We start from the raw sequence: 22584 nt of genomic DNA, 5'->3' as shown, positions 1-22584 counted from the left end.
GTGTTCATGATGATGGCCTCTTAAAAAAATAAATCACACGCTGTCAATATATCGCTAACAGGGTGAGGGCGACCATCTCATTAGTATGGGGTATTCCTGTAACCAATTAATATGATCGTTCGATTTATCATCATGATGAAAGGAAAGTTATGCCCAAGCCGCCATTCGAGATGTCAGCCCTATGCTCTGGCGACGTTTTCGAATGAAGAGCCATAGTTTTTACCGTAGATATGAAAGGTATGGTCATTATCCCAGCCGAAAGCAAATTACAGTAGAAAATGAAAGGCTCCTAATGACATATGGTATCTACTATGAAGGTGGTCTCAGTTTTTATGATGATCCCTAAGCTGTTTCACTTGCGTCTTTTCATTTCGAAAACCGTGATAAATTCACTTATGAGTACGATTTCTATCGGCATTGGTTACTGGATATCCGTATCGAAGCAATTGAATCTGACTCAAATAAAAGTACGCCTCTCTGTCTCAGTGGACAAGGTATGCCGGCACCCAATATGATGAAGCCGAAGCAACATTGAAGCTCTTAGAGGCTATTGTCGAAAGTAATGACGATACAACGTTTGGCGACATCCAAGCATTCATCGACGAGTTCAATCGCGTCAAGTTTAACCGCCACCGACTTAACGGGTTATTAAAGAACTATGATTTTTACACGCCTAACTATTCCCAAGGCTTAGACTGGACTCTATAAAGGTATACCTTTTCAGTTCGTATTTAAAATAAGTCAATTACGCTCTATAAACATCGGAAAAGTGGGCTTTATAGATTATTCTATAATTCTTTGTTATGTTTTAGGGCTGATATGCACTATGCCTACATCCGGGTGAGTTCTGTTGATCAGCATGTTGAACGCCAGAAAGAAGTGCTGTCTGCATCCGGGATTGAAATTGACAAAATTTATCTCGAACAGACCAGCGTTAAAGACATCAACCGGCCACAACTTCAGGAAATGCTTAAACAGGTCAGAACAGGCGACACCATTATTGCTCACTCCATTGACCGGCTATGCCGCAATATGATGGATATGTCTGCCCTGACCCTGCATTTACGTCAGCAAGGTATTACACTGATCTTTCTAAAAGAACAGCTCACGTTTAGTGCTGGCGAGGAAACTCCCATGCAGGAGCTGCAACTGCATATGATGTCTGCATTCAGCCAGTTTGAGCGGGCATTAATTCGGGAAAGACAGGCCGAAGGGATCTCGGCTAAAAAACAGCGCGGAGAACGCACTGGTTGACCGCCTGCGGATATCAAACAAGTTAACACGTAAAATTTTACTCAACTGCACTGAAGAAGAATCGGATATGATCAATACTCTTATGTCTGATGGTAAAGTCCTTGATCGGTATACACAAACTAATGTGCTTAGAGCCAGTATCCTGGCATTAATGCTGATACCAGAAGAAGAAAGGCTTCCGCTTCTAGACCAGGTGACAATCAGTGCTCCAAAGGCAGGACGCAGGAAATAATTTACACCGACGCATTAACGGTATGGCTGTTTCAGTGATGGCGTTAAAACTCGCTGTTGATGGGGCCGTAACTGGCAAGCGTAGCAAATGGGTGTTAAGCATTATGGATAAGTTCGAAAGAGCACTACCTATCGTGAAACAAAAAAAGAATCAGAGATTCGATTAGTCAGTCCTGAATAATTTCCTCGATGTCCTGATCGTCGAGTTCAATCTTGCGCTCAACAAACCCCTCACCCTTATAATATTTAACTGGAAATACAGTCCTCATAATTTGTTACCCCTCTGATTTAAATTAGCTTACAGGTTAATTTTCATTGCCATTTATTAGCCTATACACTAATATAATTATAAAAGAGAGGCCATATGTTTAACGTAGTTTATCACCCGGAAGCTAGGGAAGAAGCCACGGCATTGCCCGTGAGGATTCGGGTTAAATTTGACCGACTTATCGGTAAGCTTGAATCTGACGCGCGATTATTGCGGGAACCGGACACTAAGCCCCTGGGCGATGGACTTTTTGAGATCCGCACGATGGGAACGGACATAGCCAGAGGTATCTGGGTATATCATAAAGGCAATACAATCATCATGCTCCGGGTTTTCATCAAAAAGTCACAGAAAACGCCAGCAAAAGAAATCGAACTCGCCAAAAAGCGGTTAGCGGAGGTACTTAATTAATGAAACTGGTAAGTCATAAAGAACTGCATAACGAGTGGATGCAGGATGACAAATATCGTGCTGCATGGCATGAGGAAGAACGCAAGGAGAAGCTCAGAGAGCTGCTTGCAGAATGGCGCAAACATGACAATCTGACAAAAGCTCAGGTCGCTGAACGGATGGGGGTTACACCTCCGGTTATTTCCCGCATGGAAAATAACATCACGAAAGCCAGCATCGATACGCTGACCCGTTACGCTCACGCCTGTGGTATTAAAAAGCCTATTATCGTCCTCTACTGAATAGCCAATTAATGCTAATGTATGCATACGTTAGCATTAATTAAGAAAAAATTATAACTTTTATAAAGTTCTACAGGAAATTCAATATATTGGAGAGCATAAAAATCTGTGGGGCAGTCGTTTAAATGCTTTCCGCATCAGAATTAATGAGCTAGCCGGAGTACGGTTGATGGTTCTACATTAGCCATAGCAGCATAAACACCAATGTAGTGCCCCACACAATTTCATGCTCTCTAATATAAAATGTTATTTTTCCTGCTTTACCAGCACCATAACACCACAGGCAACCGTCGGAGCATAACGCCACTCATACAGTAAGTTTTGTAATGTAATTCCTGTTCGTTCCCAGCGAGGGATCACCACGTTAACCATCCGGTAACGCCATGTCGGGTAACGTGCCAGAACCGAACAGGCCAGCTGTATCTGAGCAGGCCGCATCAAATGAGAACGAAACAGAATATCCCTGTCTGCCCGCCAAAGTGCCCCCTCAAGTTCGCGAACAAATGCCGCATGAAAACACCGGGTTCGGCTCCGTGTCAGACGCCCTATCCTATCAGTCGGAGAAAGATGAATAACGTAATACCGTTTTTTCCTGTGCCGGAAACCCGAACAAATAAACCCCCGCCAGGGCGTTAATCTGCTCACCAGTGCAAAACAAGGACAACACAACACCACCAAAATAAAAATCAGATATACGCACATGTTACGTTTTTATTTACAGCAGGTAATGACATAAGCTGATTCGCTTCGTTGGTGACCCACAAATTTAAGTCCCGCCGCATAATATCCAGGCTTACATCGGTGTTCAGCGAAATCACGTCCACCCCAGTTTCCATCCTGATAACATTGGTTCTGCTGCAAGGTGGCTTCTGCTTTTGTCCACAGGCCGGACTGGCAGGACAGTATGGCGCCTTTGCTGTCGCGGCTAACCAATCCGTTGGGTAAACAGGCCGTACCCGCCATAGTCACTTTATCAAGTTGTAAAAACTCCCCTGTCGACAGACGACCATCAGCCCGAAGGGCGCCGCCTTTGATTTGTCCCTCCGTATAAATGCTTTTATTATTGACGCTGCGAAGCCAGTTGCTGTCTGACATCATCCAACCACCACCATAGGTTTCATTTAACCAGCCTTTATTCTTTGTCGTCACAATCCAGCCATCGTGGCTACGAATATCCCCCTGAAACTGGCCGGCATTCGCCCGGATATCGCCACTAAAATGTCCAACCTGTGCATTCACGGTAGCCGTATTGTTCAGGTTATTGCCTCCCATGTTAATGTCAGTATGCATTTTGTTCAGTTCCGGACGACCGGGGACAGCAAAACGGTACAATCGGTCACTCTCCTCACGGGCAGTAGATAACTCATCTGCGCTCAATAACACGGCCAGATGACCTTCACCACTGTTTATCCCAAAATCCTTTAGAGGCACCGTCCATGAACTCATTGCGCCAGTAACCGTCTTGCCATCCCGAATATATCCCCCCAATCCGGTAGAGATATCCATCGATATCAGGCGCAGAGCTTTATAAGGCAATTGACTCCCTTCTTGTGTCACCACCATTGCCTGCAATAATGCCGGATCCTGGGTATTTCGTACCACAGCGGTCTGATAGCGCTGTCCTGAACTATTGGTGTCTTTGAATCCAGATGGCAACAGCCCCGTTTTTCTCAACATATCCGGGGTGATCATCACAGGTTGGGTTGTCGTTGCTAAATTCCGTAACCTATCATAATAACGACCAATATAAGCTCTCGACGCTGCACTGAAACGACTGCTTTTCGCCGCCATGACCTGCCAGGACTTCTCTGTCAGATAATCGTTGTAAATGCGGGTTCCCAACGCCGCCAGTACCAGCAATATCATGAGTCCGGCAGCTGTGCCCAGCATCATGTATCCCCTATCCGGCCCTCTGCTGCTGCCACAACAACCCTTTCTTTCTGTCACAATTAGATTACCCATATTGGCTGATATAATCGTTCCAACAACATGACCACACTCCCTAAACTGAGCCAAGGTCCCAGCGGCCCGCCTTTCATACCTTTATGAGGTAATTGTGCCAAATACCACAGCACGAAACCGGACAGACCAATCAAGCAACCTATCAGTGCCGGTAACCCTGTCAGCCAGGCACACAACGCTCCCATCAGCCAGACATCCCCCATTCCCAGCGCTTCACATTGAGAGTGCCGGTTCATCAACTTGCGTAACACACTCATCCCGGCAAGCATAAGCACCGTAGCCAAAAGAGTTATTGACACTGACGGCAACGAAATACTGACCAAGACACCGGACACCAGGCAAGCCAGTGTAAACTGACGAGGAAGCCAGCCACTCAAAACGTCTATAACCGATAATTGCAACAAAAAACTCAACAGCAACAGTGCGGCTATCCGCTCCATCAGCGGCGCTGGTGATAACAACATCAACGTGCCCGACACCACGTACAAACAGATAGCCATTCGTGGTACCGGATGCACTGAACACATCAACAGACCGTATTCCTGCAAAAATTTACTCACCGGACGAAGCAGCACGCATCCGATGACAAATAACGTCATCATAACCAGAGGGGTATATTCTGTAGGAAAGCTAACCGCAATCAGTGTCTTCATTTAACCATTAATCGTAAAGATCAGTTTATTGGTCCCGGTACGACCGTTGTTCCTTGTGCATGCTGTACTGGCACTTTCCAGTGTCACCTTGCCATCAGCGTGATGAGTATTATTAATAGTAATCTCTGATGCACTTCCTCCCCGGCTCATCCCAGTCGCTAATGAAACACAGGCAGACTGCGGGACTCTCTCGTAAGTTACCGTGAACCCATTATTAAATCCCCCCGTGCTGCTCGGTCCGACCTTAACCTGACCACCCCAGATATTCCACAGCGTGGCATTACCGACAGTTGTATCTCCGCGAACCGTCATACTCTTCGGCACGCCACCCAACTGAATCAGGACACCGGTCATCTTATCTGCATTACTAAATTCATACCCGCCGCTGCCTTTCATTAACCCCTGAGTACTGGAGATGATAGTTTGCAGATTCGTTGTTTCCACAACCGCATCCTTGCGGTCATACAACATATAAATGCCCCCCAAAACTACAGTAATCACGGCAATCACAACCAAAGCCACCGCACCATTTTCCAAAATAGCCCAACCCCGTTCAGGGGAACGGACCATTCGGTCTTGTTTCTGTATCATCATGTACTGCATTGATTTATTCCTTATATAAAGGGTTCTTTACGGAGAAAATCGTTAAAAGGAGGTTTAATTTAAAGGGATTACGGCATGATGTTAGCCATGTTCTGTATTTCCATAACGGCCAGCAGGATCAACATAAATGTCCCGACAACCAGCAACAGTGAACACAACATGACTAAATTGGCCCGCCTGTTCACCCGCACGATGGTTTGGTCCAGCCACCGCTCACCATAGCGTCCAATCATCTCAGGAGTACCATCACCTTCCGTCAGCAATGACAGAAAATTCACCGCTTCCTTTGACGGAAAGTCATAACCACAGTGATGCAATGCCCGGCCAAAGTGATCCCCTTCGCGGACACAATCAGCAATAGACTCCAGACGAATCTGTAACCAGGGAGATGCAAAGCGTTGCAGGATAATTAACGCATCCAGCGTCTGAACCTGGGCACGCAAAAGGGAAGCCATGTTCAGTAAAAAAATGGCGCCCTGAATATCGCTATAGACCGACCAGGGGATAAGATGATCCGCGATGCGACGCAGACGGTTGACCCACCGCGGGAGCGAATACGCCACGCCCACAATAAAAGAGAGCAGTAAGACACCACACCACAGAAAAGCATGCTCAAAGAATGTCGCCATCCCGTTCAGCCATGCCAGCACCCCCTGCCAGTTTTCCGGATCCGCAATATTTTTTAGTGTTGGTACCAATTCTGTTGCGGTGATCACCAATAATCCCGCCATCAGTAACACCAACAGCAAGGGATAAATCATCATTCTGAGCGACACTATCAGAATACGCTGACGGCAACCTATCAGTGTAATGGCCTGACTCAATGCTTCAGGCAAATGACCGCTGCGCATACCCGCACTAATTAACGCCGCCTCTTCTACCGGTCCCCAAACAGCCAGCACATGTTCCAAGGTATTCGTTTGACTGTTATCAGTGAGCGCCGAGATGCAATCGTCAATGAGTTCAGCAAACGGATGCCAATGGGTATCGAAATGCGTATACACATCACGTATCTGCCGCAACGCTTTCAATAACGGTATCTTGTTTTCCAGTAAAAAACGCAACGCCTCATAGAAAATGATGCGATAACTCGGTAAGAACGTGTGGCGAACTAACACATAGCGCAGACGGCTAACCCATGACATTTCACTCATCACACGGCTCCATCAGCAAATAATCATCTTCATCCAGCGGACAAACTAAGTCGGCTTCCAATGGATCAATCAGCCCGGCATTCAGCTTATTCAGTATATGCTGGCGACGAGTAATTCCGCCTAAGTTCGCTACCCAGTGTTGTCTCGCGGCCTCTTTGCCCTCAGTCATCAACAAGGTAAAAAATCGCGCATCGGGCCTAATGACTTCTGCCACCACGCTACGACCGGTCACTCCCCGGCTAACAATCCGTCCGCTCAAGGTAATCGTCTGGCAACAATGTTCACATCCTTCAGGGTGGCGAAAATATAAATTCTCTACGCAACAGGTACCGGGAGCATGGCAATAACGCATCAGATAAGCCCGTTGTTCCTCATCCAGTACCGCCTGTTTCTGTGCCCAAGGTACCCGACAGTGTGGGCATAATGTCTGCACCAAACGCTGACTAATCAACGCAATCAAAAGCTGTGCGTCGGCGATCAGCCCCGCATTCACCCCCATCGTTATCATGCGTTCAGGAATACCGACTGCGCTATTGGTATGCAGCGTCGTCATGACACTATGTCCCGTTTGCGCAGCATAAATTGCCGTTAGCATGGAAGTCAGGTCTCGCATTTCGCCTGGCATAACGGCATCTGGATCAAGACGCAGCGCAGAGGTGAGCGCCCGGTGCCAGGCAAGCCTGACCGCCTCTTCATCACTTTTGTCACACACGATGGGCGTTTGAATCGCGCCGGCAATCCTCCCCTCCGGAGGGTCTTCAACGGTCAATAACCGCTTTTTACCTCTTGTCCTGTCAAGATACTGGCGACAAAAAGTGCGTAATGTCGTGGACTTCCCAGAACCGGTTGGCCCCGATAACACAATCAGGCCCTCCGGCAGTCGCAAAATACGGGAAACCCGTTTGATTTGCTGCGGCAAAAAACCTAATTGTGTCAGTGTCAGCACTTTGTCACCATCATCAGCAATCACACGCATCACAACATACAAACCATCTGCGGTTGGCGTATGGCTGTACCGGGCGCCATACAAATGTACCCGCCGCAGAAAATCCGCTTTAATCCTCCCGTCCTGCTGACGGCCGGGAAAAAATTGCGTTTCAGTGACATCACACATCGACAGGATGATCGTGGATGCCAGTGCCATTCCCTCCTCTTCCGACAGTTCATTGACGACTTCCAGCTCACCGTGAATACGCATTTCAATTCGGGTCAATCCCGGACTGATGGTCAGGTGAATATCTGACGCATTCAGCTTTTTTGCCAGTTCAAAACAGGTCAGTACCTGCTTCTGACGTTCACTCACATCAGTTAGGTCCGACAGACACACGCCCTGTTCATTCGTCCGCTGATGTTGTTTCTGGCGGTTCGCCTGCAATTCTGACAAATTGACAAAGCGAATTTCTGCTTCTGGCGTGGCTTCAAGTAATTGCATGACCCGCGTCTGAACCTGGGGATCGCCCCGACGATGGTTGTCAATTAATACCGTAGCCTGTTGTTCTTCACATAATAGCAACACAGCATCATTAACCTGGATACTTTCTTTCATTCCCTGTCTTCCCTCAGAACGTGAGTACCGAACCATCACTTAGCGTAACCGCAGAAAGCGTGATCACCTTAACTTTGAACTGAGTGCCAGGCACTGCGTCACCGACAGCTAATTCCATCACACCGCGGACCGGCAGGCTTACGCTAGCCCGCAATGCCTTCCCCCGACCATAAATCGCCTGAACCACCGGACGGGTCACAGGTTGTCCCGCCGTTATCACAGGCGATACGGTCACCGGCAGACCAATATCATTACTGCCCGTCAACCCCAAAGGCTGACTTTCTGTCAGTTGGCGTTGTAATTTAGCCCGCTGCAATTCCGCTTCCAGCAACAGATTTTTCGCGTGTAAATGCTCTAACTGTCCCACAGTCACACCCGCAGATGCCTCTGTAATCCCCATTGCCGAAAGAGCGCTATCCTCTGTTGACCATACGGGTGAACTGATAAAAATTAGCCCACTTAACACGCTGATACACAAGGCCGTATTATTTCCGGGCATAAATGTATCCCTCGGTCTGATAGGTTAACTGTCCCTGTGAGGTCAGGGTAAACGTGAGGCTGTTCAGTCGCAGCCCTGTATCATCCAGTTCAGCAAATAGCCATGCTGGCATCACCCGACTACTGAAGCTGAAGAGGTATTCTCGCCAATCCTGGGAAGGTATAGATTGCCCGTCTCCCGGTAATGCCGATGCTGGAGTAAGTTCATTTAACGTCAGAGGGATCTGCCATTGCTGGAAATTCGACACCATCTTCATCAACTGTACTGAAACAGCAGGCACCGCTTCATTGCGAACCGGCAAAGGTTTCCACGGCAGGAATACCCGGCCTTCTTTTGCGCCCTGAACCAGGTCAAAAACCGGTGACTGCTTAAATACACTCTGTACACGCTGAACAAAATGCGCTGCTGTACCGCCAGGCATAATCTCGTAGTGAAGGCGGACGCCATCTTTTCGGCATGAACCTGCCGTCAAGCGCCAACCCGCCAATAACACCGGGATCGTCCGACTGGTCATGACACAACGTGCCAAAAATGCGGGTAACAACGGCTTATCGGCCCACGGATGAGGTAAGTCAACAGGTTTTGGCGTTTCTTCAAACAATCGTGACGCCCTGACTTGAACGGTTTCAGTCATCGGTAATCTCTCATCGGGAGATTTTCCTGACTGCAACAACACTCCTACGACTATTAACAACATGATAAATACGGCCATCAACAATAATGGTGTCCGCCACCGCCGTTGCAGGCGACACATCCGATACTGATGAGCCGACAAAGCAGAAATTATTGAGCGCCAGTGGGCCGGATTATCAGGGTCAGATACCACCCGCCAGCTTTTATCTGGAGCCGGGTTAAACGTTAAAAAACGGGACAGTGCTGCATTGACACTCTCGCGGGTTCCGACAATATCGGCCATCACGGACGGCAAACCATTCTGTGTTGCCAAAAATAACCATTGCCCTTCGCCCAAATCATAGATCCCGTACCCGTTTGGGCCGGAATGCGATAAAAAAGCGATGGCTAAAGAATACGGTGTGTGACGGCAATACAATTTCCTGATTATTCCCGTCCCCATCATACGAGCAGTCTGCTGACGTCTCCCCGAACGATTGCCCACAACCAGATGTACATCGGTGTATTGAGATCGACTGGCTACCGGACGAACACGTTGCCTTCTGCGGGGTCCCCGTTTCACCTTCATGTACGGTGACCAACGTAGGCCACCGATCCAACAATGGCGTTCGGCCTTTACAACCGTGACTTCGGGTATCTCACCGGGTATTTCTAAATCGATGCTTTTCATTGATTCATGCAGCCTTTCATTCCTCAATCCAGTAATACGGGGGTGATCAAAATAACCAACGTGCTGCGCTGATTCTCTCCGGACTGTCCTCCCCCAAGCAGGAAATTACCTGGTGTAAAGGTTCCCGTCTTAGTCACCCGAGTATCAGCCTGTTCAAATCCGGTGAGTACCAGGGCCTGCCCGGCACGTAGATTCACTTTCTGACTCAGTGAACGTAACCGGGTATACGGCATCTCGATATAAGAATTGCCTTCTTTAGATGTGAATGAACGGATAGTCGGCGGATCAGACAGGTTAAAAGCCACTTGTAACTGAACATCCCCATTACGCTGTATCAACGGCAACAAAGTCATATTAAACCCGGTAGTGATCATCCCGGGCGTCAGAGCTGTGGTGGCTCCCACATCCGTAGCCGTCGTTGTACTGCTTTGAGCCACATACACCGTCTGATCAGCCATCTGTATCGGAATGGGGGTCAAATTAGTGGTCGCACTTCCTTGAGAGGTCACCACACTGACATTACCTTGCTCGCTCAACGCCTTTATCAGCAGGCTGGAACCGGAGAGTTTTGCCGCTTTCCCTGTGGCGCTTTCCAAAATACTGACCCCCGCAGACGTTGCCCCACTGCCCATACCGCTAAAACTGCCAGACAGCGTAGCCCCCAAATTATGCAATGAGTTATAAACTAATCCCCAGTCCAACCCCATTTGCTCTTTACGGGTAGTACTGACACTCAGCACCTGAACATTCAACAAAACCTGACGGTTGAGAACAGTATTTTGTTCTTCCACATAACGGGATACCGAATCCAGTACCGCCGGCGTGTCTGTTACCATCAGCGTTCCACTGGAGCTTGACAACCAGAACCGACCACGCTCGGGCGTCAACATATTCTCGACTGTCTTACGGATGTCTTCGTATAAATCACTGTTCAGATCAACCGTCGTTTTCTGTGAAGAGCTGGCCTCCCCAGAGACAGAATTGTTGACATTACCACTGCCCCCTGATGTCCCCATACTACTGGTTGAACCTGAGGCAACACTGGCATTACTACTGGTACGGGTGTTGAGAACATTCAACTGAAATGTCCGGGTTTCGAATCGATAAAACACGACGGCCCTGTTATCCATCTTCCATGCAATCCCTAACCGGCTGGCAATATTGTCTAAAAGCCCCGTTAGCTCCCCTTGCCAATTGAGACCCGTGAGGACTTCTGGCTCTCGACGCTCATCAGCATTAATTGAGTGTATATCTCGATCATCCAGCCAATCCAATGGCATACGCCCCTTATCATCAGCTGTCGGTAATGCCCTATTCGTCTGGCGCGTCAACCCACCCGCCGTGGTTGGTACTCGTGATAAAACATCGGGGGCTACCGTGACCCGAATACCACAAAGTTGGGTAATGCGTTGTCCCAGTTCCGGTAATGTCAGCCCGACTTTACTGTTAATCGTTATCTGGCAGGACGGTAACTTTACCGACGCGACAGGCTGAACTACCGGTTTCAGATTCACCCAGGGTTTATCTACCCAGGCTACCACCGGTTGTTTCAGGCTATGCTGTTGATGCAAATACTGTTGCGCTACCCGACTTTGCATACTAGCCTCACGCGCCATATTATCCACTGCCCGCAAGGTGCAACCGGACATCAGCGCCATGCCTGTTACCGCCGCCAGTGGAACAAGGCAAGTACAAAGCCTGAGTGAATACAGTTTATTTTTCATCAAATCCTGTTCGCTTTTTCAGTTGAAATACACCACATCACCATCGCTAATCCCGTCAGGGAGAGTGAGTCCTGTCTCTTGACCAGATAAGCCATACAACCGTCCCTGCCGGACTTCACCAATCAACATTGACCCCTTAGTGCGTTCGCGCAGAGCGGTTACAAGACCGGGTATTTCCGGCATCCACACCCAGAGCCGATCTTGGCTGATAACATGCCGGATACGGGCATCAGGCTGAAAAGGCAGAATGAGCTTACGCAGATCCACCGTGCCATTTTTAGATGAGCCGCCACGCCAGTGATTAATGGCACTGGCTAACAGCAACATTTGGTCTGCCAGTATTCGAGCCCTTGCGTTGTCACCATCGACGTGCAGTTGTTCTGCCTGTCGCAGCTGTATACCACCTGCAATCAACAGAAAAACCAACGCAAACGCACTAATGACGTACCCCATCGAGGCTTACCGGGTTAGGGGTTTATCACTGACTGAAATCAGGCACTGAAAGCGGCTGACTTCAGCAAACAACGGCTTCTCAGCCTGTCGGTAAAGATCAAACACTTGTACCAACAAGGACTCAAAGTTGCCTCTGAACGTCAGCGGTGCATCAATGCGGTAATCCGTCAGTGACGACCACACGACTACCCAATGTCCCCCTGTCGGACAATCAGTCGCGTTGGCCCACCGTTCCAAAGTTCCACGCAAAGTGGTTCCTGTTTCCGCACGCCAGATGTTGCCTATCGGTATCGTTGTCACTGGCGTACTACCGCGGAGTAAGGATTTAACAGGCTGAGTGGGTAATACAGAAGAAATGGCAATAGGTTTTCCTCCTGTCACAGGAATTTTAGGGGTATCTGTTTTCGGTCTTTCAGCTATCAGGGGCTTCGCTGGTAACGGAGCGGCTAATGTGCTGTTGGACAATGTAGGTGCCGATAACGCCGGTGAAGAAGATCTCTGCAACGGTACCTGCATTTTGGGCGGTGTCATCCGGCCAACCGTTGCCTCGGAAAATTGACGATATTCATCACGTAAAACAAAACACACTTCACGATTCACCTCATCTACCCGGATACGCCATGCAGACCCGGCAACAATCTGCAACGCTTCACTGAGCCGTATCGGCCCAATTTTGCGTTGAATAGCCGGTAATGGCCTGCTTATTAATTTAACGAAATGGGTTGCGGCGGTATCACACAGCGAATAACCGGTTCCAAATAGCAAATAACGCAATCCATCACCAATGCGTTGTACCAATGGTACTGGCATGGTGATATTGATGATTTGATTGAGGGGTTCACGTTGCGCAGCCTGGCTGCCTATACTCACCAAGGTATAGCGATCATAGCGTGTAACTTCCGGTGTCGGAGAATAGATATCGGATACGGCGGGACGTGCCTGATGAGAACGGTGAAAACTTACACCGGATGCGGTAGTCTCCTGAGCTTGTCCGGTACACCCAGCCAGCATCATGACGGACAACCAACTGAGTGAGAAAAAAACAGGGTTTTTCATGAGCGTTCCCATGCAGGTGATCCTAAATGCGACTTACTGTGCGGGGATCCGGGACTGAGCTCAATACAGAACTCTTTTTGCAAAATCAAAAAAAACGCACCAATCGAAGTCAGTGCGCCGAATCAAATAATTCCTATCTTAGTTTATCTTTAGTCACCATCCACACATACACCATCGCTACGCAGTCAAACTAATCAACTACTGCAGCAGACCTTTCACCTACAAGATACTGAGCAACTTAGCGAACCGCTCAAAACGGTTATAGTGACCGTACTGACTAAGCGCTCGACCAAACCCATTACCGAATAAAGGATAAACTACTAAACAAACCTTTTTCGTTAAGAATTTTGTAAAATTTACAGCATGAGCGGCTTAAAACTTTACAAAAAGCCCAAAGCAGCCCCATAGCTGGACTATAATACACACAGCTCTATATTGGAATAAAACAAAGGTCTTCAGAACGGTCTTCTAACGACACAGAAATAGGTAGAAACAAGCTAGAGCATTTGCCTAGCTCGCGGGGTTTGGATTAGGAAAAATAATATTCAGACAGAAATACTATTAAATGCTAATTCCCTGTCAATATTGTCTCACACACTCCAGATATAGTTTTTTCCTATTCCTTTGATTCTTCCACTTTCGAGTATACCCAGCAGGTCTTGAGCGAAATTTAGAGTACGTTAGGTATAATCTTCTTTTAGCCCTTGATACTCCAACAAAATAAGCACATAGGTTTTCATCGGGATCGCCCCAGAAACTTTCATCCTCAATACCTAGCATAATCACGGAGTCAAACTCTAACCCTTTACTTTTATGAATAGTAAGGATTCGAACAGCTTGGTCATCTTCAAAGCGTTTTAGTGCATCATTTAAAGGAAGTCCCGTTCGCATAAGCTCATCTATTTTAGAACATGTATCCTTTAAAACTTGGCGTAAGTACGATTCAGTTTCATAATCATGTGAGAGAGAGGCAAGAAATTGAAAACCGACTTTGTTTATGAAACGCTTTAAGCAGTCCCATCTTTTCGGATTACTAGATTTAATAGGGTTTTCACTGGCTGCTCTCTTCTCTGTTTGTATGAAGCGCTGCCAATCTTGCAATAACTCCCCTCTTTCATCTTCATCCTCATTAAATGGCACTAATTTCTCCATTAAGCGACGCCATGCAGCTGGTTCTTGGATACCGAAAGTGCTTAGTAGGAAGTCCACAATTAAGCGTGCTGCAGGTTCTACAGAGATATCCTGTAACTGCTGTTCATTTCTGAATGGTATTCCTTTTTCCTGAAGAGCAACCATCATTCTATTTGCATACAGCTCAGGCTGATTTTTAATGAGAATAGCAATCTCTGAGGGCGGTATGTCTTCATCATTTATCCAGCTTTCAATTTCATTTGCGAGATAATCCGCTTCTTCTTGGCAATTTTGAAAAGGGTGAATTTGAATAATTCCCTCCTCCCCAGAAATCTGGTGATCTGGCATTACAGAGCCAAGGTCAAGATGTCTAATGATTTCATTTTGCAGGCGAAGAAGCGCCGGCTTTGAACGAAAATTTCGATACATGTTGAGTGGAAGGGCATTGAAGTCTTCTTTGAAGGTGTCAAAAATTCCATCTAAGGCACCAGCCCAACCCATGATTTTTTGCTTTGTATCTCCAACTGCTGTAAGCCGGGTACCTGCCCCCTGAAAAGCTGCTTTAATAAGTTCATATTGTTGATTAGTACAATCTTGAAACTCGTCTAAAAACACATCTGTATAGGTTTTGCGCACAGCATTTCTTGCCAAGGGAGATACATTTAAGATTTGTGTGGCCAAAGGAACAAGCTCTACAAAATCTACTTGCCTGTGAGGAATCTTCGGCCCTATTGTAAACCCAACTTCCAATGCATCATCTCCCGTTAAAATAGGACGAAATCGGTCGATAATTCGTTTAGCAAAAGCATGAAATGTATAGCTATCAAAGCGTGAGGATAGATCGGAACTACACCTACGTTTGACTCGTTGTTTTAAGTTATCACTTGCGTCTACTTTAAATGAAATGGCTAGAATTCGTTTCGGATAACGACATGTACCAGTACGCAGTAAAAAGTCAGCACGTTGAGCAAGCATCTCTGTTTTACCTGCACCGGGACCTGCGGTTAAAGCTAAACTGCGTTCGCATTCTTTAGCTGCTATGTATGCATTGGGTTCTAGAGTAAGCCCATCGGCAGGCTTCCAATTATCAGGTTTAATCATTCTGGAAGCCCCTGGATTTCTTTTTTCACTGCCTCTACTAATCTATCCAGAGAAGCTGGAATACTTTCCAATATTTGCTCATTTGATAATTTGGATAGAGCAGCAATATGTTCAGCTGGTTTACTACCTACTTTGAATAGCTTGTGATACGTGATGAATAGCTTTCGCTCTTCCTCTGTGTATTCAGATGCATCTGTTCGAGATTTACCTAAAACAGCTCTGATTTGACTTTCATTTGGTTCCACTTGGTCGTTATCATTAATGTCAAATGCGGTTGGATAAGCTTTTAACATTGCAAAATCCAAATCCATTGGATAAGAGAAGAAAACGTTACTCTTTTCCAGTTCAGACAAGTAATTGGGGTCATCTCTAACTTTACAATCCGAATTATCCCACTCAGGTATGGTTACAAAATCTCCTTCTAATTGAAGAGAAGGTTTGTGTAGAACTAGTTGCTTATTAGTTGTTTTTATACGCCCCCATCCTCCCTGATGCCTGCCTACATCAAGGTCTAAAAGTGTAATGTGGGGAATGTTTAATCCTTCGAGTAGTTTCCAAAAATGATTTACGTGCCTTCCCCCTAACGGTGCAACTGTAATTCCAAATGCATCTACAGGTACGCCTTTTACCTCTAAAAGCCTTGGAATCACTATCTCCTCACTATCTCCTTCCCCTAAAACCACTAAACGCGAAAAATAAACTTCAGGAAATGCTTTCACTGCTTGCGTTACAAATTTATGAGCATCGCATGAGCTGTGTTCATCAGGCAGCTCAATTGTCGCAATTGCTGTCTGTCTTTCCTGATTTAAACGTAAGTAACGAATTTGCTTTGGTTCAATACGTCTAAGCATTGAAGGTGCATGGGTGGCGATAAGAGCCTGAGCATCTCCCTCCGTAACTATATTTTGGAGGGAGCTGACTATTCTTCCAAGGTAATGGGGGGACAAGCTGTTTTCTGGCTCTTCCACTGCAATCAAAGTAAATACAGGTGGTTTGAGTTTGTCTGGGTCAAAAGAGTCATCACCACGCAACACCGCTCTCCCTATTGCTTGAGAGGAAAGAACCAAAGAGAGATACAACATCGATTTTTGTCCATCGCTTAGTCGTGAAAAATCGACATTAGCTACATCATGTCCAGGAGTAAAAGAGATGGAAAGATGTCGCAATAAAGACTCAATCTCGCTAGCCACAAAGGTAATCTGTGGCTGAGTGAAAAACTGCCCCTTGTGAAAGTTAGACCATGTGCTCTGTATACTACTACTGAGGGCATTTACTGATGTATTCATTGAAAGACTTGTGCTGATTTGTTCAGTATGCTCCTTTACTAGCTCACGTTCAGACTCCCAATTAACAGCTCTTAACATTCGGCCTAGCAGCGCATTAGTGCCAAATGCAATGTGTTCTGCTGGGTCTCGTCTGGCGGGAAGGTAGTGCACATAGATCTGGCTTCGCTCCAAGCGAGAAACTTTTGCTGTGCTTTTGGGATGCTGGTTTTCATCCAGCTCAAGAACATACAAAAGTGATTCTTCGATATCACCGTCAATACCCATTGATGCTTCAAGCCTGAACCTAACTTTGGGTACAACTTCACCATCAGTCAATCGCATGTGCCCAAAGTGAGGCGGAACCGTAGTGTTATCTTCGTCAGAAAATAATTCTGGAAAAAGAAAATCAGCTTCAATCCAAAGACTTCTTTCTTCTGGTAGTTCAGTTTCGCTCTGAGGTACGTGAAAATCAGACTTTTTGACTCTCCTCAAAGAGGGATCAAAAGCAAACATTCTACAAAGCGCTTGGAGCGTAACTGTTTTTCCTGAGCCATTTGGACCTATAAGGAAAGTTAGTTCATCAAGAGATAGTTCGGTGGGTGTTAAACCATAGCTTTGAAAATTAGAGAGTCGTAGTTTATCGAGCTTCACTGTTTGCCCCTTTATTATTTAACTCGCCAGACAAAGCCTAACTTAAGAGATATGGCTGACTTGGCTTATACTAGCTTCCTAGTACATAAGAGGATTTAAGATACTGTACAACTTAACGCATATTGATACAAATAATGGTAAATATGGAACCTACGCGGTCCACCAAAATCCATTTTCCTTTTTTTGTAAGGGGAGGTTCAATTGAGATATTATTGATATTCGCGTTATACAACCAAACGTGAAATTGCTCCAAAAATTTCTTATTTTCAGCTTCAAGACAAGCAACCTTATGCCCCAACTTTTTCAAACGTTCTGCTGCGACCTTAAGACTAAGGGGATACTTAAATTTAGGAGTAGCCTTGGAGGTTTTTCCAGACACCAGAACTTTAACTTCAGCAAAAGTTGTTTTAATGCGAGTTTGTTTTTGTAACGCTTGTCTAGTGGTTTTAAGTTTACAATTGTGTTCTACGGCGTTAACCACCCCTCCCATGTCAGCCTAGTGTCCGTGGGCCAGTCATCTAGAAGTCAACAACATTAGAGATATCTTCAAACTCCTCCAACATCTGACCATTGGCACCTGTCGCACCGCTATTGGCTTTTACCCGTTTGTAGGCTTCCCACACCTAGCGTTTACTTATGGGAAGCGACTTTGCCGTCACCTGTGTGATCCGCCCGCAGGCGTTATCCAGTGCGTCAAAATAGGTGCCAGAGGGCACAGCACGTTGTTCGTTCCTGGATTTATGCAGATTGGCTCTGGATTTCAGGTGGGTGCTGTCAGTATAGAGTGCCCACCCGCCGACCAATCCTTTGGTCATCGCCTGTTCAACAATGTGGTTAAAAATCTGCTGGAAGACGGCAGTATGATTGAAACGACGGCGGCGATTCTGACTCAGGGTTGAAGCATCAGGAACCTTCTCATCAATCCGAGGCGCAGAAACCAGCGGTAAGCCACATTCACCTGAATTCCCTGTACCAAACGGTGTTCACTGAGGAGCCCGAAGTAGTAGCCGAGTAACATCATTTTAATCAGCCTGACCAGATCGATGACTGGTTGGCCATTATTGTGGCAATACAAAGGCGCGACTCATTCGCGAATAAATTCGAAATCAATGGCGGCATCGATTTTACGGACCAGATGATTTTTGGGCACCAGCTCATCAAGCGAGAGCGTTTCTGGCGGGAAAGTCTGGGGAAGGGAAGTTCTTAACATAGCGGCAAGCTCCGTTTGGTGAACGGAACTTAATTAAAACAAAGTGCCGGATAAAAAACCAGCACTTTGTCAATAATCTGAGCCCCTTATAAATAAGGGCATTGGTTTAATTTCTTTACACTTTCACTCTTAGGTAAATCCTAAAAAGGGATCAAATCATCAAAATCGATTGGTGGTTCACTTCCTCGGGACGGCATTGGAGAAGAGGGTTGCGATTGTCCCCGGTCACTTGAACGAGAAGGTTCGCTTTGACCGCGACCACCCAGCATCTGCATTGTACCTTGCTGACTAATCACCACCTCCGTGCTATACCGATCTTGCCCACTCGTCTTGTCAAACCATTTACGGGTACGCAACTGACCTTCAATATACACCTGGCTGCCTTTTCTCAGATATTCACCAGCAATTTCAGCCAGTTTGCCGAAAATGACTACCCGATGCCATTCGGTACGCTCTTTCTGCTCTCCGGTTTGTTTATCCCGCCAGGTTTCCGATGTTGCCAGTGACAATACCGCCACTGTATCACCCTCTGGCCGATAACGCACTTCTGGTTCTTGTCCCAATCGTCCAATAAGTATCACTTTATTCACGCCGCGTGAAGCCATGTAACTTCCCTTTCAAAATGTAGATGAAAAAAATTCCCCGAAAAAATGCACTCCGGAGAGACTTCAGGGGCAGTCAAAATGAATTCTCTGCATAATGCTTTTGCGAAGACTTATTCTGTACAGGCGGCACGGATTCAGGTTTTTCAGCTTTATAAACCATCTCCTGCCCGATTTTGATCCAGTCAATTTTAATCAACCGCGCTCTTAAACTGACACGCTGTTCACCGGCATGCTCACCCTTGTTCAACGTAAAAATCCCGGTAGACGGCTGACTTAATGTGAAACCCAGTAAGACTTTTTTGTCCTCATCAACCGCTTTCTGACAGCGGCTGATTAAGTCACTGTTTTCCTTACCGGCAACAGTGACATCAAAGCGAACGTAAGACGGATTTTCTGTTGGTCCACTCAATGCATTGATGACCGCGCTGAAAAAACTGCTATTCTGACCATTCACCTTGCGGACATTGCTGAGATACCCCAATCCATTGATATTCAGGTTGAAATATTTATTTTCAGTGGTAGTTGCAGACATGATGTTCTCTCCATGAAGTGAAAAAAAGAAACGACGGAGAACACATCACCCCACGGCGGGAAGTGATGTTTCCCGTCGGGAAGCCAGTGTCAAACACAGGCTATCTGATAAGTTAAAAATACACCTTCATCACTGTTATCAGTGATACCCGTTTCCAAAGGATAAACGGGTTTACCGCCCGCAGGCGCCACCTCTCAGGCTACAATGGCTTTGTGACAGGTCACACGAAAGCGTCAGTCTCAGACCTTTCTGACATTGAGAGCAGTCACCCAAAGGCATTCCTCTCAGACTGCGGGAATATTGGCGATTGTCCGAAGACAACAAGTTATCCCGCGCATTTTTGAATCAGGGAGCCAGACTGTCAACGAGGAAAATGATTTTTGGGAAGCGATAAAAAATAGCGCCGCCCAAAGGACGGCGAGGAATCTGCACTGGCATGTGGTACAAAATGGAAGTTAAGTAGTCTCAACAAACTCTAAGGACATTCAACTATCCCGACGCGGCTATTTACCAACCCTTCAAAGGATGCCGTTTACCGGACTGACAACAGAGAAAATCTATGCACGACTTGCCTGTCAAACCGCAATCGTGGGGTGCAATGTATCAAAGCCAGTTTACCGTTCCAGATCTCAGCTTAGGTACACAACAAAAAATCAGCTCACCCTGTCATTGCCGGTTTTTTCGGTACGTTCTTATGCCGGGTAGATCTGGTTTTTCTTTTTCCATCGACGGTGCTGACTACCCCACTGCATTCCGGGTATTTTATACACCCCCAGAAAACACCGTTTTTTCCCTGGCGTTGACGCGTCACGCCTCCACACACCGGACAAGGCAATGAAGGCGGCGGCGTGATCACGACTTTCTGCGCCTGAACCTGCTCCACTAAATATTGGGTCCATTGTATCTGACGAGCCATAAAATCCGGCAACTCCGCCTGTCTCTGAGCAATATCATCCAACGCCTGTTCCCACAAGGCAGTCAATCCCGGGTTGGTCAACGCGGTAGGCAACGCGGCTATCAACTCGCTGGCAATCTGCGTAGCGTGGATATACTTGCCCTTTTTCGTCAGATAACCCCGTTTAAACAACGTATCCAGTACCCCTGCCCGAGTAGCCTCCGTTCCCAGCCCGGCATTGTCCTTCAATACCTTCTTAAGTTGCGGGTCGCTGACAAAAGCAGCGGCATTTTTCATCGCCGCAATCAATGTGCCCTCCGTGAAGTGAGCGGGTGGCTGAGTTTGCAACATGCGTAAAGTAGCCTCATTAACCTGACATTGACTGCCTTTGACCATCGACGGCAAACTTTCTCCCAAAGAATCGTCTTTCCCGATGGATGCCGATTCATCTCTACCCGCTGAAAACAATATCTTCCAGCCAGGAACAATCACTACATTGCCCCGGGTACGAAACAATTGCCCACCGATATCAAAAGTCACTTCAGTTATATCCATTTCATGCAGAGGAAGGAACTGTGCCAAATAATGTTGACGGATAAGCTGATACACTTTACGCTCATCATCCGTCATCTTCTTCATATCACAGGGCTGTTTTGTCGGAATGATACCGTGGTGCGCCGTAATTTTTTTGTCATTCCAGATACGCGAAATCAACGTCCGGTCCAGACTATCTACCACAATCCGCATAGCCGGATCACTTTTAACCACAGCATCCAATACTTGAGGGATTTCCGCCTGCATAACCGTAGGCAAATAGCCACAATCTGTGCGGGGATAAGTGATAGCCTTATACGTCTCATACAAGTTTTGAGCAATGTTCAGTACTTGTTGAGCTCCCATATCCCATTTTTTTGAGCACGTCTGTTGCAAATTGCCAAGATCGAATGCCAGCGGAGCCGCATGCTTTTCCCGTTTAGTGTTGATTTCCAGGACCGTAGCCGTACCAGTTTGTTGGCATAACTTAACCACTGTCTGTGCCACATTCTGATGAATACAGCGTTTTTCTTCATCACAATAGGTCGCAGCGGGTACCCAATCCGCCCGGAAAATTCGTCCGTCAAACTGAAGGTCAGCCACCACCTGCCAATAAGGTTTAGCCGTAAAGGCGATAATCTCCTGATCTCGAAAGACAACCAGTGCCAAAGTGGGCGTCTGAACACGTCCAATAGACAAAATGTCACTATATCCGCATTCACGGGCTTTCACGGTATAGAGTCGGGTAAAATTCATGCCGATGAGCCAATCAGCTCTGGCTCGTCCCAGTCCCGCCAAATACAACGATGCCGTTTGTTCACCGGGCAAAATATTAGCAAGCGCCGCCCGAATACTCACCTCATCCAGAGCAGACAACCACAAACGGGATATTTTTCCCTGAAACTGGCAATAATCCAGTAATTCCCGGGCAATAACCTCACCTTCCCTGTCAGCATCAGTGGCAATCACCACTTCGTCTGCCTGTTTCAGCAGACGACAGATAACAGTAAACTGGTCAGCCGTCTCCTTTTTGACCACCATTTGCCAGGAGGCCGGCAATATCGGCAACACTGACGCCCGCCAGGGAGCGCCATATTGCTCCCCGTAAACTTCTGGGCTGGCCGTTTCCAGTAAATGTCCGATTGCCCAGGTTACTGTCACCCCCGGACCCGTTAAATACCCCTTCCCGCGCTTTGTTGCACCTAATATCGCTGCAATATCCCGCCCCTGAGACGGTTTTTCACACAGAAACAGTTTCATCG

General features: G+C 46.9%; 21 protein-coding genes and 2 pseudogenes. 5 read left to right on the top strand and 18 right to left on the bottom strand.

Features of this window, described 5'->3' with window-relative positions; translation table 11 throughout:
- Positions 1-361: 361 nt before the first annotated feature.
- From Phpb_RS27575 to Phpb_RS16535, 5 genes and pseudogenes are all read left to right on the top strand, one after another.
- Positions 362-535, top strand: a pseudogene (locus Phpb_RS27575) (IS1096 element passenger TnpR family protein); the annotation flags it as partial.
- Positions 536-819: 284 nt separating this feature from the next.
- Positions 820-1254, top strand: coding sequence for a recombinase family protein (locus Phpb_RS16545; protein ID WP_065391296.1), 435 nt, complete (start codon positions 820-822; stop codon positions 1252-1254).
- Between the two features lie 203 nt (positions 1255-1457).
- On the top strand, positions 1458-1652 hold the full coding sequence (locus tag Phpb_RS25745) for a hypothetical protein (RefSeq protein WP_052740020.1): 195 nt from the start codon (positions 1458-1460) through the stop codon (positions 1650-1652).
- Positions 1653-1849: 197 nt separating this feature from the next.
- Positions 1850-2164 carry a type II toxin-antitoxin system RelE/ParE family toxin gene (locus tag Phpb_RS16540; protein ID WP_021326511.1) on the top strand — a complete coding sequence of 105 codons (315 nt, stop codon included), beginning with the start codon at positions 1850-1852 and terminating at the stop codon, positions 2162-2164.
- The gene (locus Phpb_RS16535; protein ID WP_065391295.1) at positions 2164-2445 is read left to right on the top strand and encodes a helix-turn-helix domain-containing protein; all 282 of its coding nucleotides are present in this window, start codon (positions 2164-2166) and stop codon (positions 2443-2445) included. The genes Phpb_RS16540 and Phpb_RS16535 overlap by 1 nt, the downstream gene beginning before the upstream one ends.
- A 246-nt stretch (positions 2446-2691) precedes the next feature.
- Here Phpb_RS16535 and Phpb_RS25000 read toward each other — a convergent pair whose 3' ends face one another.
- The 18 genes and pseudogenes from Phpb_RS25000 to Phpb_RS16450 all read right to left on the bottom strand — a co-directional run bounded on the left by Phpb_RS25000 (position 2692) and on the right by Phpb_RS16450 (position 22582).
- Positions 2692-3090 (bottom strand): hypothetical protein, encoded by a 399-nt coding sequence (locus Phpb_RS25000; RefSeq protein ID WP_240492592.1) that lies wholly within the window; start codon positions 3088-3090, stop codon positions 2692-2694.
- 66 nt (positions 3091-3156) lie between these two features.
- Complete coding sequence (gene pilV, locus Phpb_RS16525; protein WP_205634792.1) at positions 3157-4338, bottom strand: shufflon system plasmid conjugative transfer pilus tip adhesin PilV; 1182 nt, start codon at positions 4336-4338, stop codon at positions 3157-3159.
- A 56-nt stretch (positions 4339-4394) separates the two neighbouring features.
- The gene (locus Phpb_RS16520; RefSeq protein WP_065391292.1) at positions 4395-5060 is read right to left on the bottom strand and encodes a prepilin peptidase; all 666 of its coding nucleotides are present in this window, start codon (positions 5058-5060) and stop codon (positions 4395-4397) included.
- A complete protein-coding gene (locus Phpb_RS16515; protein ID WP_082302617.1) occupies positions 5061-5663 on the bottom strand; it encodes a type 4 pilus major pilin in 603 nt (200 codons plus the stop codon).
- 68 nt (positions 5664-5731) lie between these two features.
- Positions 5732-6817, bottom strand: coding sequence for a type II secretion system F family protein (locus tag Phpb_RS16510; protein WP_065391291.1), 1086 nt, complete (start codon positions 6815-6817; stop codon positions 5732-5734).
- Entirely contained in the window at positions 6810-8363 is a 1554-nt protein-coding gene (locus Phpb_RS16505) for a GspE/PulE family protein (RefSeq protein WP_065391290.1), read from the bottom strand. The genes Phpb_RS16510 and Phpb_RS16505 overlap by 8 nt, the downstream gene beginning before the upstream one ends.
- A gap of 13 nt (positions 8364-8376) precedes the next feature.
- Positions 8377-8862, bottom strand: coding sequence for a type IV pilus biogenesis protein PilP (pilP, locus tag Phpb_RS16500; protein WP_065391289.1), 486 nt, complete (start codon positions 8860-8862; stop codon positions 8377-8379).
- Positions 8849-10165: a type IV pilus inner membrane component PilO gene (locus Phpb_RS16495; RefSeq protein ID WP_065391288.1), complete on the bottom strand. Its 1317-nt coding sequence runs from the start codon at positions 10163-10165 to the stop codon at positions 8849-8851. The genes pilP and Phpb_RS16495 overlap by 14 nt, the downstream gene beginning before the upstream one ends.
- Positions 10166-10188: 23 nt before the next feature.
- Positions 10189-11823, bottom strand: a complete 1635-nt coding sequence (pilN, locus tag Phpb_RS16490; protein WP_165603311.1) for a PilN family type IVB pilus formation outer membrane protein — start codon at positions 11821-11823, stop codon at positions 10189-10191.
- 84 nt (positions 11824-11907) lie between these two features.
- Positions 11908-12342, bottom strand: coding sequence for a type IV pilus biogenesis protein PilM (gene pilM, locus Phpb_RS16485; RefSeq protein ID WP_065391286.1), 435 nt, complete (start codon positions 12340-12342; stop codon positions 11908-11910).
- A gap of 6 nt (positions 12343-12348) precedes the next feature.
- Positions 12349-13398, bottom strand: a complete 1050-nt coding sequence (gene pilL2, locus Phpb_RS16480; protein ID WP_065391305.1) for a PFGI-1 class ICE element type IV pilus protein PilL2 — start codon at positions 13396-13398, stop codon at positions 12349-12351.
- Between the two features lie 579 nt (positions 13399-13977).
- On the bottom strand, positions 13978-15630 hold the full coding sequence (locus Phpb_RS16475) for a UvrD-helicase domain-containing protein (RefSeq protein ID WP_065391285.1): 1653 nt from the start codon (positions 15628-15630) through the stop codon (positions 13978-13980).
- The gene (locus Phpb_RS16470; protein ID WP_065391284.1) at positions 15627-17546 is read right to left on the bottom strand and encodes an ATP-dependent nuclease; all 1920 of its coding nucleotides are present in this window, start codon (positions 17544-17546) and stop codon (positions 15627-15629) included. Before Phpb_RS16470 ends, Phpb_RS16475 begins: the two co-directional genes overlap by 4 nt.
- A gap of 112 nt (positions 17547-17658) precedes the next feature.
- Complete coding sequence (locus tag Phpb_RS16465) at positions 17659-18036, bottom strand: hypothetical protein (protein ID WP_065391283.1); 378 nt, start codon at positions 18034-18036, stop codon at positions 17659-17661.
- Between the two features lie 187 nt (positions 18037-18223).
- Positions 18224-18756 (bottom strand): annotated as a pseudogene (locus Phpb_RS23960) (transposase); the annotation flags it as partial.
- Positions 18757-18896: 140 nt separating this feature from the next.
- Complete coding sequence (gene ssb, locus Phpb_RS16460) at positions 18897-19361, bottom strand: single-stranded DNA-binding protein (RefSeq protein WP_065391282.1); 465 nt, start codon at positions 19359-19361, stop codon at positions 18897-18899.
- A 73-nt stretch (positions 19362-19434) separates the two neighbouring features.
- Positions 19435-19893, bottom strand: a complete 459-nt coding sequence (locus Phpb_RS16455; protein WP_065391281.1) for an STY4534 family ICE replication protein — start codon at positions 19891-19893, stop codon at positions 19435-19437.
- Between the two features lie 658 nt (positions 19894-20551).
- On the bottom strand, positions 20552-22582 hold the full coding sequence (locus Phpb_RS16450; protein WP_065391280.1) for a DNA topoisomerase III: 2031 nt from the start codon (positions 22580-22582) through the stop codon (positions 20552-20554).
- Positions 22583-22584 lie beyond the last annotated feature (2 nt).

The organism is Photorhabdus namnaonensis (genome assembly GCF_001684335.1).
In the GTDB taxonomy this organism is placed as follows: domain Bacteria; phylum Pseudomonadota; class Gammaproteobacteria; order Enterobacterales; family Enterobacteriaceae; genus Photorhabdus; species Photorhabdus namnaonensis.
This window is presented reverse-complemented; position numbering and strand designations above follow the sequence as displayed.

Bases quoted from the DNA above. Each gene is read 5' to 3' on its own strand.
- Phpb_RS16545 (WP_065391296.1), top strand. From the start codon at position 820: ATGCACTATGCCTACATCCGGGTGAGTTCTGTTGATCAGCATGTTGAA.
- Phpb_RS16540 (WP_021326511.1), top strand. From the start codon at position 1,850: ATGTTTAACGTAGTTTATCACCCGGAAGCTAGGGAAGAAGCCACGGCA.
- Phpb_RS16535 (WP_065391295.1), top strand. From the start codon at position 2,164: ATGAAACTGGTAAGTCATAAAGAACTGCATAACGAGTGGATGCAGGAT.
- pilV (WP_205634792.1), bottom strand. From the start codon at position 4,338: ATGATGCTGGGCACAGCTGCCGGACTCATGATATTGCTGGTACTGGCG.
- Phpb_RS16520 (WP_065391292.1), bottom strand. From the start codon at position 5,060: ATGAAGACACTGATTGCGGTTAGCTTTCCTACAGAATATACCCCTCTG.
- Phpb_RS16515 (WP_082302617.1), bottom strand. From the start codon at position 5,663: ATGCAGTACATGATGATACAGAAACAAGACCGAATGGTCCGTTCCCCT.
- Phpb_RS16510 (WP_065391291.1), bottom strand. From the start codon at position 6,817: ATGAGTGAAATGTCATGGGTTAGCCGTCTGCGCTATGTGTTAGTTCGC.
- Phpb_RS16505 (WP_065391290.1), bottom strand. From the start codon at position 8,363: ATGAAAGAAAGTATCCAGGTTAATGATGCTGTGTTGCTATTATGTGAA.
- pilP (WP_065391289.1), bottom strand. From the start codon at position 8,862: ATGCCCGGAAATAATACGGCCTTGTGTATCAGCGTGTTAAGTGGGCTA.
- Phpb_RS16495 (WP_065391288.1), bottom strand. From the start codon at position 10,165: ATGAAAAGCATCGATTTAGAAATACCCGGTGAGATACCCGAAGTCACG.
- pilN (WP_165603311.1), bottom strand. From the start codon at position 11,823: ATGGCGCTGATGTCCGGTTGCACCTTGCGGGCAGTGGATAATATGGCG.
- pilM (WP_065391286.1), bottom strand. From the start codon at position 12,342: ATGGGGTACGTCATTAGTGCGTTTGCGTTGGTTTTTCTGTTGATTGCA.
- pilL2 (WP_065391305.1), bottom strand. From the start codon at position 13,398: ATGAAAAACCCTGTTTTTTTCTCACTCAGTTGGTTGTCCGTCATGATG.
- Phpb_RS16475 (WP_065391285.1), bottom strand. From the start codon at position 15,630: ATGATTAAACCTGATAATTGGAAGCCTGCCGATGGGCTTACTCTAGAA.
- Phpb_RS16465 (WP_065391283.1), bottom strand. From the start codon at position 18,036: ATGGGAGGGGTGGTTAACGCCGTAGAACACAATTGTAAACTTAAAACC.
- ssb (WP_065391282.1), bottom strand. From the start codon at position 19,361: ATGGCTTCACGCGGCGTGAATAAAGTGATACTTATTGGACGATTGGGA.
- Phpb_RS16455 (WP_065391281.1), bottom strand. From the start codon at position 19,893: ATGTCTGCAACTACCACTGAAAATAAATATTTCAACCTGAATATCAAT.
- Phpb_RS16450 (WP_065391280.1), bottom strand. From the start codon at position 22,582: ATGAAACTGTTTCTGTGTGAAAAACCGTCTCAGGGGCGGGATATTGCA.